10 protein-coding genes are annotated in these 13,000 nt (G+C 70.4%); 4 read left to right on the top strand and 6 right to left on the bottom strand.

The window, feature by feature from the left end:
- Positions 1 to 106: 106 nt before the first annotated feature.
- The 4 genes from PPSIR1_RS50895 to PPSIR1_RS33190 all read right to left on the bottom strand — a co-directional run bounded on the left by PPSIR1_RS50895 (position 107) and on the right by PPSIR1_RS33190 (position 3,773).
- On the bottom strand, positions 107 to 1,372 hold the full coding sequence (locus PPSIR1_RS50895; protein WP_198154672.1) for a DPP IV N-terminal domain-containing protein: 1,266 nt from the start codon (positions 1,370 to 1,372) through the stop codon (positions 107 to 109).
- A 279-nt stretch (positions 1,373 to 1,651) separates the two neighbouring features.
- Complete coding sequence (locus PPSIR1_RS33180) at positions 1,652 to 2,506, bottom strand: TonB C-terminal domain-containing protein (RefSeq protein WP_006975624.1); 855 nt, start codon at positions 2,504 to 2,506, stop codon at positions 1,652 to 1,654.
- 112 nt (positions 2,507 to 2,618) lie between these two features.
- The gene (locus PPSIR1_RS33185; RefSeq protein WP_006975625.1) at positions 2,619 to 3,059 is read right to left on the bottom strand and encodes an ExbD/TolR family protein; all 441 of its coding nucleotides are present in this window, start codon (positions 3,057 to 3,059) and stop codon (positions 2,619 to 2,621) included.
- 18 nt (positions 3,060 to 3,077) lie between these two features.
- Positions 3,078 to 3,773: a MotA/TolQ/ExbB proton channel family protein gene (locus PPSIR1_RS33190; RefSeq protein WP_006975626.1), complete on the bottom strand. Its 696-nt coding sequence runs from the start codon at positions 3,771 to 3,773 to the stop codon at positions 3,078 to 3,080.
- Positions 3,774 to 3,941: 168 nt separating this feature from the next.
- On the opposite strand from PPSIR1_RS33190, the gene PPSIR1_RS33195 reads away from it, so the two are divergent.
- From PPSIR1_RS33195 to PPSIR1_RS33210, 4 genes are all read left to right on the top strand, one after another.
- Positions 3,942 to 5,426 (top strand): hypothetical protein, encoded by a 1,485-nt coding sequence (locus PPSIR1_RS33195; protein WP_157596227.1) that lies wholly within the window; start codon positions 3,942 to 3,944, stop codon positions 5,424 to 5,426.
- Positions 5,427 to 5,437: 11 nt separating this feature from the next.
- Positions 5,438 to 6,217 carry a DUF7986 domain-containing protein gene (locus PPSIR1_RS33200; protein WP_157596228.1) on the top strand — a complete coding sequence of 260 codons (780 nt, stop codon included), beginning with the start codon at positions 5,438 to 5,440 and terminating at the stop codon, positions 6,215 to 6,217.
- Positions 6,218 to 6,477: 260 nt separating this feature from the next.
- Positions 6,478 to 9,591, top strand: coding sequence for a serine/threonine-protein kinase (locus tag PPSIR1_RS50900; RefSeq protein ID WP_198154673.1), 3,114 nt, complete (start codon positions 6,478 to 6,480; stop codon positions 9,589 to 9,591).
- A gap of 111 nt (positions 9,592 to 9,702) precedes the next feature.
- The gene (locus tag PPSIR1_RS33210; protein WP_006975630.1) at positions 9,703 to 10,848 is read left to right on the top strand and encodes a hypothetical protein; all 1,146 of its coding nucleotides are present in this window, start codon (positions 9,703 to 9,705) and stop codon (positions 10,846 to 10,848) included.
- 11 nt (positions 10,849 to 10,859) lie between these two features.
- On the opposite strand, the gene PPSIR1_RS44545 is transcribed toward PPSIR1_RS33210, so the two are convergent.
- On the bottom strand, positions 10,860 to 11,783 hold the full coding sequence (locus PPSIR1_RS44545) for a pentapeptide repeat-containing protein (RefSeq protein WP_006975631.1): 924 nt from the start codon (positions 11,781 to 11,783) through the stop codon (positions 10,860 to 10,862).
- Between the two features lie 391 nt (positions 11,784 to 12,174).
- Positions 12,175 to 12,930: a glycosyltransferase family 2 protein gene (locus tag PPSIR1_RS33220; RefSeq protein ID WP_045117255.1), complete on the bottom strand. Its 756-nt coding sequence runs from the start codon at positions 12,928 to 12,930 to the stop codon at positions 12,175 to 12,177.
- Positions 12,931 to 13,000 lie beyond the last annotated feature (70 nt).

Below are 13,000 nucleotides of genomic sequence, written 5' to 3' on the forward strand. Positions count from 1 at the left end.
ACCAAAGAAAATCGCCCCCCTCGGGGGGCGACCACATGCCTGCTAGGAGGCACGAACACCATTGCCCACCAGCCCACCCCGGTACGGGGCGACCGCGGGGGCAAGGTCAGTCGTTACCCTTGGGACCCCAGTCGGGGGTGCTCGCGCCCTTGGCGATCTCGACGTTGTTGTTGCCGTCCTCGTTGGCCACGTAGATGCTGCCGCCCTGGTTGTAGGCGACCCAGCGCCCGTCGGGGCTGAAGGTGGGATCGAGGTTGCGGCCGGGGCTCTGGGTCAGGCGCACGACCTTGCCGGACTTCACGTCGACCTTGAAGATGTCGTAGCGGTTCGAGCTGTCGCGGCCGCTGTAGACGATCCACTGGCCACGGCCCGCGCCCTGGCTCCAGTCGGGGCTCTGGTTGTAGCTGCCCTGCTTGGTCACCCGGCTCGCGCCGCCACCGGAGGCGCTCATGCGGTAGACCTGCGGGCCGCCAGCGCGGTCCGACACGAAGGCGATCTGACCGCCGCCGCTCCAGCTGGGCTGGCCGTCGATGGCGGGGTTCTTGGTCAGGCGGTTCTTGATGTTGCCGCTGCGATCGATGGTGTAGATCTCGGCGTTTCCGTCCTTGGACAGGGCCAGGGCGATGGTGCCGCCGTCGGGGCTGACGGCGCCGCCGAGGTTGAGGCCGGGGTACTTGCTGACCCGCTTGGGGCCGTTGCTGATCCACAGGTCCGGGTTGCGCTTGGCGTAGCTGGTGAACACCACCTCGCCGCCGGGGCCCATGCTCGGGAGGATGTTGAGCGAGCGGTTGGCGGTCACCGCCGAGGTCGCCTCGCCGTTCATCTGCACCGTGTAGACGTTCTTGCTCGTCGTCGGGTTGCGGCGGGTCCGCACGAAGGCGATGCGCGAGCCAAACACGCCCGGCTCCTTCGTGTAGTAGTTGATGACCTCGTTCATGAACTTGTTGGCCGCGCCGAGGGGGTCGCCCGCGGGGTAGCCCTTGCTGAGCACGGGCTTGTCGCCCTTGCTCAGCTCGTACATGGCGATGCGGATCTGCGAGCCGGCCTCGGAGGTCAAGATGACGACGTCGACGTTGCCGATGTCGCTCCAGGCCTTCTTGTTGAAGCCGGTGGCGCGGACGAGGGAGCCCGGCAGGCTGCGACGCGGGATGACCTCGAAGCCCGCGGAGATCTGGGCGTTCTTGCGGAGCAGGTCACCGAGCTTGCCGTCGGCGGGGATGGCCACGCCGAGCAGTCGAGTCTGCCCGGACACGTTGGTGTCCTGGGCCGCGAGGGGAGCCGCGTTGGCCTCGGCCGGCGGGGAGCCTGCCCAGTAGGCACCAAAGGCGAGCAGGGAAGCGAGGATGGAAATTCCGAAGAGCGTGCGCTTCATGACGTGGACACCTCGGGCGTCGACCGGGAGCATACCCGCCGAGGGCGCACAATCAAAGACCTTCTCCGACCCTCGAAAGCTCGTTTTCGTGGCATTTTCGCCAGCTTGCCTGGACGTCGGGCCAGCTCCGGCCTGGCCTGGCCTGCCTGGAGCTGGGGGTGCTCCGGTGCCGTGGCGTGGACTCACACCCAACCACAGCCCGACCCAGGCCCAACCAAGACGAGAGGGCGGCCTCCGAGAGACCGCCCTCACCCGCGCGTCAGCTGGCGCGCCTGGGGATCACTTGACCTTGCCGGAGGTCCACGCGAACTGATAGCGCAAGACCACGCAGGTCGACTTCATCTTCTTGAGCACGTGGGGCGGCGGCTTGGGGATCTTGAGCCGCTCGACCTCGGCACGGACGGCGTTGTCGAGGTCCTTGTTGCCCGAACTGGACTTCGTGAACACCTTGTCCACCGTCCCGTTCTTGCAGATCTTCATGGTGAACTTGTAGGGCTTGCCCGCGGGCAGCTTGGCCGCCCAGGCCGGCACCTTCATGTTGTTCAGGGCCTTCATCACGGCGGTCGCCCAGGGGTCTCCGTCCTTTTTGAGGTCGGACCAGCCGTTGGGGTCGCCGAAGGGGTCACCCGCCACGTCGATGTTGTTGGGCAGGTCCTTGGAGTAGGGGTTGTTGCTCTTTTGGTTCTTGTCGGCCTCTTTGGCCTTCTTGTTGTCGTTGACCGGCTTGTTGTCCTTCTTGGGCTTCTTCTCCTCCTTCTTCTCCTCTTCCTCCTCGGGGATCTCCTCCTCCTCGGTCACCGACTCTTCGACGGCGGCCTCCGGGGTGCGCAGCTCCTCGTTGATGGCCTTCTCGGGGATGTCCTTGGGCTCGACGCCGAGCTTGGTCAGGGCCCCAGGCTCGAAGTCGAGCATGAACTCCTCGTCCTCGCCGACCTCGGCCTGGGCGTTCTTCTCGAGCCACAGCATCAGGCCGACGATGGCTCCGGACAGGACGACCATCCCGAACAGCCCGCCGAAGAAGGCGAAGGGCAGGGCGACCATGGCCCGGATCTCGCGGAACAGGGAGACGAAGGGGGTCAGCAGCGCCGGCGGCGTGCGGACGGGAGCGGGAGGCTTGGGCGCTTCTTCGTTCATCCGGTCTCCTGAGTCAGGCTAGCAGGCAACGTGCGGGGGACGGCGGCGGCTTGCATGCTGTTCATGCGGACCGCCAAAACGGCGTTCAGGGCGCCTGGAGACGCCCCGGCGCTCACTCCTCCGGCAGGCGCGGGTCGGTGACGAAGCCGACCTCGGTCACCCCCGCCTCCTGGAGGGCGATCATGATGTCGAGGATCACCTCGAACTGGATGTTGCGATCACCCTGGATGAAAGCCATCCCGTCGTCGGTGATCTTCTTGTTGGTCGCCAGCTGCTCGCTCCACTGGGACTTGTCGGCGTCGAGGGGCAGCGTGCCGACGAACACCCGGCCCTTGGCGTCGACGGAGATCACCGAGAGCTCGAACTCCTCTTCGGTGATCTGCACGCCGGGGGCGTGGGGCACGGCGAGCTTGATCTGCTCTTGGTTCGCCAGCGGCGTGGCGACCATGAAGCCGATCAGCAGGCAGAACATGATGTCGATCAACGAGGTGACGTTGATCGCAGCGACCGGCTCCTCTCCCGAGGCCGATCCGTCGTGGGTGACGATGCTCATGGCCTGACGCTCGGGGGCCTAGAAGAAGTGGCGCCGGATGATGTTCAGGTAGTCGTTGCCGAAGGTCTGCATCTCGGCCGAGAGCACCTTGAGGCGACGGTTGAAGTAGTTGAAGGCGACGACGGCCGGGACCGCGGACAGCAGCGCGAGGGCCGTGGTCACGAGGGCCTCGGCGATGGGCTGGGAGATCTCGCTGAGCTCCGCCTCGCCGGCGGCGGCGATGGCCAAGAAGGCGTCCATGATGCCCCAGACCGTGCCGAACAGGCCGATGAAGGGAGCGGCGGCGCCGGTCGTCGCCAAGAAGGGGAGCAAGGTCTCGAGCTTGGTCAGCTCGCTGACCCGGGCGCGCTGGAGGGCGCGCTCGATGTTCGCGGTGTCCTCCATGCGGTCGTGCATGGACTCGCCGCCCTCGGCGCTGCGCTTTTTGATCTTCGACAGCTCGACGTAGCCGGCGCGGAACATCGCCGCGAGCGGGCTGGCCTTGAGGCCCTCGGCGACCCGGTAGATGTCGTCGAGGCGCTTGCTCTCCCAAAAGCGGTCCAGAAAGGTGACCGACTGCGACTGGGCCTGGCTGACCTGGATCAGCTTGTAGAGGATCACGAAGATGCACAGGGCCACCAGCGCCAGCAGCACGATGACCACGGCGAGGACGATGCCCTTCGAGGCCGTGAGCAGCTTGACGATCTCGACCTCGCCGAGGAGAGACAGAGCCATGGGGGAGGAGGCGAGCTGCGAGATTTGCGGCAAAATCACGGCGCGCGCAGGCTACACGGGGGCGGCTCACCGGGGCAAGGGGCGGTGTCTCTAGGCCCCGCGCTGGCCCTGGGGCGCCCCGGGGACCCACTCTGGACCGCCGCCCGCGGCCCTGCTAGACCGGCGCTCATGCGTTCTTTCGGCAGCTCGGGGCGCCCGCGCCCGTCCGCGCCGCGGGTCCGCGGGCTCGCCGGGCGGCTGATGGCGCCCCGCGCCTTCGCCTGCGTGGCGCTCCTCGGGGCCGCCGCGTGCACGGCCGAGCCCAGCTACCAGCTGCAGTGGCGCATCGTCGACACGCCGGAGCTCGGCTACGACCAGGCCGCCGAGCTCGTCGCCATCGACCAGTGCGCGCGGACGGGCATCGTCAAGCTCGAGGTCACCACCCGCACCGCCGGCGGCACGGAGGTCGACGTCCGCCGCTACCCCTGCTTCCCCGGCGCCTTCGCCGACGGCCAGCCCACCGACGGCCCGCCCGAGCTCGAGCCCGGCGAGTACGTCCTCGACGTCGTCGGCCTGCGCCGCACCGACGAGCCCTGGGTCTGCGCCGAGGACGACCTCGACTGCGTCGCCCAGGCCAGCGCGACCGTGACCGTGTCCGAGGGCAGCCTGCCCACGGTGTCCTTCGTGCTGTTGCGCCCGCCCGAGTGCGACGACGGGGTCGACAACGACAAGGACGGGCGCGTCGACGGGAAGGACCCGGCCTGCGCCCTCGACCCGACCGGGCCCGAGAGCGCCGAGGCCGAGCAGCTGATCCTCGACATGCGCATGCGCCTGCTCGAGAGCCCCGTCGTCGAGCTCGCCAACGTCAACGCCAACCGCGTCGAGCTGACCCTCGACGGCGAGACCATCCAGGTCCTGACCCAAAACGACCTGAGCTTCGTCGAGGGCTGGTACGAGCTGCCCCTGTACTCCTCCGACCAGGTCGAGCCGGGCTCGCACACCCTCGCGCTGGTCGCCTACGACCTCGCCGGCGTCGCGCGGACCGAGCCCCTGACCTTCGAGTTCGAGATGGGCGAGAGCGCGCTCTACAGCCTGATCGACTTCGAGGTCAGCGCGGACCGCTTCGTCGAGCCCCTCGTCGAGCCCCTGAGCCTGTTCGCCAACCTCCTGCCCTACCCCGACGCGACCCTGGGCTCGGCGCTGATCTGTGAGCTCAACGACGCCGCGGCCACGCCCATCGACCAGGTCCGCCTGCGCGTGCGCGACACCGCGGCGGGCGACGCCTTCCTCGACGCCGCGGCCCTGGGCCTCAACGTCACCGCCGAGGACCTCGCCGAGGGCTGGGTCGGCCTGCCCTGCACCATCGCCCCGGCCCTCGCGTCCGCGCCCCTGACCTGGGGCAACTACGCGGTCGAGGCCGAGGCCTACGTCGGCGGCGCGCGCTGCTTCGCCGACGCCCGCGACCACGAGCTCGGCCCCACCGAGGGCCTCGCCCCCCTCGCCCCCCTCGGCCTCGACAGCCCCCAGCTCATCGACCTCGAGCGGGTCTACGTCGACGAGGCGCCCCCCGAGGGCTGCCGCGAGTGCACGCCCGACGCTGACGACGACGGCCCCGGCGACGACGAGTGCGCCAACCCGGCCCACGAGTGCGTCAACTTCCTGTGCGTCCCCTGAGCGCGATCGACATGAACGACACCGCCAAGCCCACCTCCAAGCGTCCCCCCCGGGCCGGCCGCCGGCTCAAGCGCGGCCACAAGGCCAAGGCCGAAGCCGAGGCGGAGGCCAAGGCCGCGAGCCAGCCCCCGGCGCCCCGCAAGCGCGCGGTCAAGGCGACCCGCCAGCTCAAGCCCGAGGCCTTCGCCCAGGTCGACCGGATGATCGCCAGCTTCGCCCAGCGCCGCTTCGGCGCGATGATGCCGACCATCGCCCAGGGCTTCTTCGGCGGCGCGCGGACCCAAGAGGAGACCAAGCTCCCCGAGATCCAGCAGGCCTTCGCGCTGTTCTTCGTCTACGGCTACCGCGACACCGCCGGCCGGCGGATCATCGACATGTTCCGGGAGTACGGCCTCAAGCTCGACCGCGAGCAAAAGCGCGTGCTCCAGGCCGTCGAGCGCACCCGCTTGGTGCTGTTCGTGCTCGAGAGCAAGAACGAGTCCAACAAGCAGCTCGCCGGCCGCGACGTCCTCAGCGGCCAGCCGATGACCGCCCTCGACAACAACCTCTTCCCCAAGCTCCGCCGCGGGGACGTGGTGCTCGCCTACATGTTCCCCGTGGGCGATCTGTGGCGCTGCCTCGGCATGGCCGTGCAGGTCCCCAAGACCAACACCAAGATCCTCGATCAGGGCCTCGCCAAGCTCGCCAACGACCAGGGCTTCGCCGCCGCCCAGCTGCCCATGCGCCGGCCCGCGCAGCTGTTTTGGCTGACCTACCGCGCCGCCGAGGCAGTGATCCGCGCGCACGCCTGAGCGCGGCGGCCCGGCCCGCTGAAAACCCGACCTCCGCGTCGGTCTTCGCCCCGCCCCGACCCTCGGTGTCCCCAGAGTCACGCGCGCGTCGGGGCCACATAAAGCCCACAAAAGTCCGCATTTCGCGCTAGTGTTGGGGCGCCATGGCGGAGTCCAAAGGCGCTCAGGCAGACGAGTCGACGCGTGACGCCGACGCGCCTTTGCCCCCTCCACACGATCACACCGCCGTCGATCTGCGGGGGCCGTCTGCGTTGATGCCCGTGGCACGACGTGACGAGGAGGCCTTTCTCCCGGGCAGCCGGATCGCCCGCTACACCGTGCTCGAGAGCGTGGGCTTTGGCGGGGTCGGCATCGTCTACGCCTGCTACGACCCGGACCTCGATCGCAAGGTCGCCGTCAAGCTGCTCCGGCCCAGCAAGATCTCGGGGCGCATCAAGGCCGCCGAGAGCCGCCGCGGCCGGCTGCTCCGCGAGGCCCAGGCCCTCGCCCGGCTGTCCCACCCCAACGTCGTCCCGATCTACGAGGTCGGCACCTTCCGCGGCCAGGTCTACCTGGTGATGGAGTTCGTCGAGGGCACCACCCTCAACCGCTGGCTCGAGCGCGAGCGCCACAAGTGGCCGGCGATCGTCGACCGCTTCTCCCAGGCCGCCCGCGGCCTCGCGGCGGCCCACGTCGCGGGCATCGTGCACCGCGACTTCAAGCCCGAGAACGTGCTCGTGGGCGTCGACAACCGGGTCCGGGTGCTCGACTTTGGCCTGGCCACGCCGCTGCGCCCGAACGAGTCGAGCATCGATCGCTCCGGCGAATATCCGGCCGACAGCGACCCGGGCTGCAGCGACAGCGGCGGGCGCATCGACCAGCTGATCTCGACCTTCCGGGAGGAGCGCGAGCGCCACGACAGCCTCGCGCCGGTGACCCGCGAGGGCCAGATCATGGGCACGCCGGCCTACATGTCCCCGGAGCAGGCCCGGGGCGAGGGCGCCGACTCGCGCTCCGATCAATTCAGCCTGTGCGTCGCGCTCTACGAGGCCGTCTACGGCGTCCGCCCCTTCCGCGGCAAGTACGACGACCCCGCCCGCTTCGTCGAGCTCGGCCGCCGCCGCAAGCTGCCCGGCAAGCGCCCGCCGGACCTCTCCCTGCGCGTCGAAAAGGCGATCCTCCGCGGGCTGAGCCTCGACCCGGGGGCGCGCTTCCCCTCGATGTTCGCGCTGATCGAAGAGCTCGATCCGCGCCCGCCCCAGCGGCGCTGGTGGGCCCTCGCCCTGGGCCTGTCCATGTTGCTGTCCGCGGGGCTCGGCTGGAAGCTCTGGCACGGCCCCTCGGCCGAGCCCAGCCCCGGCCTGTGCACGCCGAGCGACGAGGGCGACGCCAAGCTCGCGGCGCTGTGGGGCGAGCCCCGGGTCGCCGCCTTCGAGGCCCGGCTGCTGGCCTCGCCCCGGCCCTACACCCGCCAGACCTGGACCACCGTCCGCGCCCGCTTCGACAGCTGGGCCCAGAGCTGGACCGCCGCGCGCGAGCAGGCCTGCGCCGAGGGCTCCGAGAGCGCGCCCTCGAGGCAGCTCCACGCCCAGCGCATGGCCTGCTTCGAGCGCCAGCTGATCCGCGTAGGCAGCGTGCTCGACGACCTCCAGACCAGCTCGCTCGAGGGCGCCGAGCTCCTCGACGAGCTCACCACCTTGTCCGATCACCTGCCCGCCGCCCAGCAGTGCATCGCCGACGACCTGCTCGGCGACCACACCCTGAGCCACGCGACCCCCGAGCAAGAGAAGGCGGCCGAGCTGCTGCGCAAGCGCATCGCCGCCATCGAGGGGCGCATCGAGGCCGGGCGCCGCGAGGGCGTCGCCGCCGAGGCCGAGATCCTCGCGGCCCAGGCCCGCGGCCTCGACTACGAGTACGTCGAGGCCGAGGCCGTGTTCACCCTCGGCTACGCGCTGGCCCGGGGCACCCAGGACATCGACCGCGGCGTCAACTTGCTGCAAGAGTCGGCCGCCCTCGCCCAGCGCTCGGGCAACCACAAGGCGCTGATCCGGGCGGCGACGGAGCTGATCCTCGCCCAGGGCATCACCCAGGCCAAGCCCGAGCCCGCCAAGGTGTGGGCGACGATCGCCGGCGCGACCCTCGACGGCCACGGCGACGATCCGGTCCTGCGCGGGGAGCTGAGCCTGAGCCTGGGCAAGCTGGCCACCTTCGAGGGCGACTACGCCGGGGCGGCCGCCCACTTCCAGAGCGCCCTCGACGGCCTCGAGCGCCGCGGCGGCTCCACCCACCCCGACTTCGTGCCCTACAGCGCCGCCCTCGGCGACGCGCTGCGCGAGCTCGGGCGCTTCGACGAGGCCGAGGCCGCCCTGACCGCGGCGCGCACCGTCGTCAGCGCCCACTACGGCGACACCCACCCGGCCTACCTCGACAGCCTCGAGAGCCTCGCCAACTTGCTGACCGATCAAAACCGCAACGAGGAGGCCCTCGCCGCCCACCGCCAGGCCCGGGACCTCGCCATCGAGATCTACGGCGAGGACCACCGCGAGGTCGCCTCGGTGCTCAACAACATGGCGATCAACTACGACAACAGCGGCCGCTACGGCGAGGCCGCCGAGACCCTGCGCCAGGCTCGGGACATCTCCGCGAGCCAGGAGCACGCCGAGCCCACGCGGGTCGCCTTCATCGACGTCAACCTCGGCTCCGCGCTCCAGAACCTCGGCCGCTTCGACGAGGCCCTCGAGCGCTACCAGAGCGCCCTCGCGGCGATCCGCCAGGGCCTCGGCGAGGACCACATGGCCGTCGGCGTCACGCTCCAGAACATCGCGGCGGCGCGCACCGATCGCGGGCAGTACACGGGCGCGCGCGCGGATCTCGAGGCCGCCCTGCCGCTCTACGATCAGGCCGAGTCCAACCTCGGCGCGGTGCTCGGCGCGGAGCACCGCAGCCTCATGTCGCTACACGTCGACCGGGCCCGAGCCCTGCGCAGCCTCGGGCGCCACGGCGAGGCCATCGCGAGCAGCCGCGAGGCCGTGACCGTGGCCCAAGCTCTGTTCGAGTCCAACGACCCCGCCCTGGTCCGCCCGCTCACGGGCCTCAGCCGCTCCCTGCTCGCCGCCTACGCGGCCGACGACCCGGCCTGCCCCGACGGCGCCCTCGAGGAGGCCCTCGGCCTGGCCCAGCGCGCCGTCGACCTCGCCTCGGACGCCAACAACTCGCCCCGCGAGATCGCCCGCGCCCGCTTCGTGCTCGCCCTGGCGACGGCCCAGCGCGCGGACGAACCCCGGGCCCAGGCCTCGGCCCGGGCTCAGGTCGAGCGCGCCCGGGAGATCATGGCCAAGGCCGAGGGCGCGGTGATCCTCCGCCGCGAGATCGAGACCTGGCTCGAGGATCATTGAGTCGTGGACGTGGGGCAGGGAGGGTGTGGCTCGTCCACGACGGTCAAGATAGACAAGGCCACAAACAAACTCTCGGATGCACCGGCGCCGCGCTGCTGATAGATCGAAGGGGTGCCCGCCCGCGAGCTCGTCTCGGCCCACCTCCAGCCCTTGCGTGACAAGAGCACCCTGCTCGACACCGAGTTCACCCTCGCGCTGTTCGAGCACGCCACGGGCATCGCCTCCGAGGCCGTAGCGGGCTGTGGCGTCGGCGTGGACCACTACACCGGCGAGCACGTGCTCGCGGCGGCGCTGGCTCGGGAGACCCCGCGGGGCTACGAGCACCGGCTGTGCCTGGCGATCACCGATCGCCGCACGATCCTCAGCGGCTGGTCGTCCACCAAGGGCGGCCACAACGGGACGCGCTTTTCCATGGGCCACGAGCAGCTCGCCCGGGTCGAGTCCAAGGCGACCATGCTCGCCAACTACGTGCGCCTGTTCGACCACCAGGGCACGAGCCGCGACCTCACCTTCCCCCAGGTCACGGACGTCCTCGGCCGCTTCTACGCCGCCCTGGCCCAGCTCCCGCCCCAGGCCCGGATGAGCGCCCCCCTGCCCATGCCCCAGCCCAGCCCCGAGGACCCCGCGGGGCTGCGCGCCGTGGCCCACGGGCTGTGGCGCGAGGACCCGGCCGCGACGCAGATCCTCGCCCACGTCGATCGGCTGGTCTACGGCGGCCAGGTCGATCCGGCCTCGGGCTACGACTTCGCCTGCCGGGTGTTCCTGGCTCACCGCAGCGCCGTCTCGGGCCCGGCCATGAGCCCCGGCCTCGGCCGCGTGTGGCTCTCGCCGATGAGCGCCGCCGACCTCGGCCACACCTTCGTGTCCATCTACGGCCGGCCCGCGGACTACCAGGTCGCCCCCGACGGCTGGGCCTGGCACGACTTCCACCTCAACCCCGAGCGCGACTACCTCGACGCCACCCTCTCGGCCCTGGGCGTCGCCGCCTACGTCGGCCTGGGCGTGGGCTTTTCGCCGGGCCGGGTCATCGCCCACCACCTGATGAAGCGCGAGCCCATCACCAAGCTGCGCGTCGGCGTGCACGAGGGCCAGGCCTGCTCGCACTACGTCGTCGACGGGCCCCGCGGGCGCCTCGAGCTCAGCGACGCGAACATGGCCCACCGCCTGCACCAGGCCTTGATCCACTCGTCCTACCGCGTGCTCGAGCGCCGCGCCTTGCTCGGCTGGGGCCTCGACTACCACGCGCTCTTTGCTTGAGCGCGCCGCGCTCAGGGCGACTTCGCCGAGATCTCGATGCCCAGCTCTTCGCCCATGATCCGCGCCGTCGCCCGGTCGCAAAAGCCGAGCTGCTCCCCGAAGTGGCCGATGACGTGGAGCACGGTGTTGTTCAGCTGACCCGCCCCCGCCATGCCGCACATCAGCGCCAGCCACACGCGCTGGATCCACGGAGACTCCGGCGGCGCGATGACCATGGCGTCGAGGTTGATCTGGCCGCTCGGCATCAGGGCCGAGAACGACGCCTGATCAAAGCCGAGGGTGTGCACGATGTTGGCCAGCAGCGGCCCGTGGGCGTCCTGCTGCCCCGCCCCGATGAACACCATGCCGGTGAACAGCGCCAGGCCCTCGCGGATCTCCAGGGGCAGCTCGGAAAAGCGCGCCCAGAACCTGCCGTCGTCCTCGCCCTCGTCGTCGAGGCTGGGCGGGAGCTCGAGCTCGACGTCGGCGTACATCGTCCGGGACAGCTTGGCCCCGCGCAGGTCGCAGTCCGTCAAGTCGGCGCCCTCGAGCCGGCACTCGGAAAAGTTCGCGCCCATGGCCCGCGCCGCGACCAGGCTCGCGTCGGTCAGGTCGGCGGCGTAGGCCAGGCGCGCGCCCAGGGCCGTCCCGTTGAGCTTGGCGTTGAACAAGGTCGCGTGGCCAAAGTCGGCGCCGCGCAGGTCGGCCCGCAGCAGCGAGGCGCCCACGAAGCTCGCCCCCGCCAGGCTCGCGCCGGCCAGGGCCACGTCGTCGAGGCGGGCCCCGTCGAGCTTGGCGCTCGCCAGCAAGGCGCCGCGCAGGTTGGCCCCGCGCAGGTCTGCGTTGGACAGATCCAGCTCGAAGTCGGGGTTGGCCTCGCGCCAGGCGTTGAAGGCCTTCACGTCGGTCAGGAGTTGATCACGGGCTTGGGCCTGGACGGGGTCGAGGTCGCTCACTTCGCCGACGCTCGCACCCGCGACGCCACGACGAAAGCCCGGCCCAGACTCCGCGCTAGCGGAGCCCGTGGTCCCGTCCAGGGCCGAGTCTGGAGTCGACGCCCAAGGCCAAGCCCGCAGCGGAGAAGTTCGAGCAGCGGCCATCGGGGATCACCGTTGATAGCTACGCGTGTGGAGACATCGACTTTCAGTGTGCAACCGGAGCCCTCGCTTGCCATCAGGCTGCCCACGTCCACGAGTCAGACCGACTCGACGGAGGGCGAGTCGGGGAGGGCCACGGAGTCGTCGGAGACGGAGGCCGAGTCGTCGACTGTCAACGAATCCACGCCCCCGCTTGCAGGGGCGACCCGATGCCCCCGGTCCTCTGATGCCTGTGGGGGCAAAGTAGAGCTCAGGCCCGCAGACCCCAGCCGCCGCGGTTCTTTTGCACGCGCTGCTTGGTCAGCTCGTAGCGCCAGCGGTTGATCTTGCGCTGAAAGTTCCGGTCCAGCTTCACCGAGGGGTGCCACTGGTGGAGCATGTAGGTCCGCTCGCTGATCCACTCGACGTCGAGCCCGTAGCAGGTCGCCCGCGAGGTCATGTCGAGGTCCTCGTAGCCCCAAAAGCGGAACCGCTCGTCGTAGCCGCGAACCTCGAAGAAGAACTCGCGCAGGGCGGCCTGGCACGCGCCAGTGCCTCGGGTGGCCCGGCGCGTCGATCGCTGAAACAGCTCGTCGAGGTCGGCCCGGGTCCACAGCTGCTCGGGCACGGACTCGGGCAGGTCGTTGCAGCCGCAGTGGATCATCGTCCGCGGGCGCCGGCCGAGGACGTCGAGGATGGTCTCGAGGAAGTTGTCGGCGAAGATCATGTCGGCGTCGGTGCAGAACACGAACTCGCCGCGGGTCTCCTGGATGCCGATGTTGAGGGCGCGGGCCCGGTTCCAGACCTCCTCGGTCGGCGTGTGGACCACGCGGACGCCGTTGGCCGCGGCGCGCTGGCGGACGTCGGCGAGGGCCTCGGGGTCGCTGCCGAAGTCGCTGATCAACACCTCGTAGGCGCTCGAGTCGACGCTCTGCCATCGCAGCGAGCGCAGGCAGTTCTCCAGGCGCACGCCTCCCCGATTGCGGACGGGGATGACCACGGAGACGCGGATGTCCGACGTTGCCATCGGCGCCCAGTATCGCGGCTGTGCAGCGCCGTCAACGCGCGTTGTCCTCGCACCAGCGCCATCTCGGAGC

The sequence above is a fragment of the Plesiocystis pacifica SIR-1 genome, assembly GCF_000170895.1.
In the GTDB taxonomy this organism is placed as follows: Bacteria; Myxococcota_A; Polyangia; order Nannocystales; family Nannocystaceae; genus Plesiocystis; species Plesiocystis pacifica.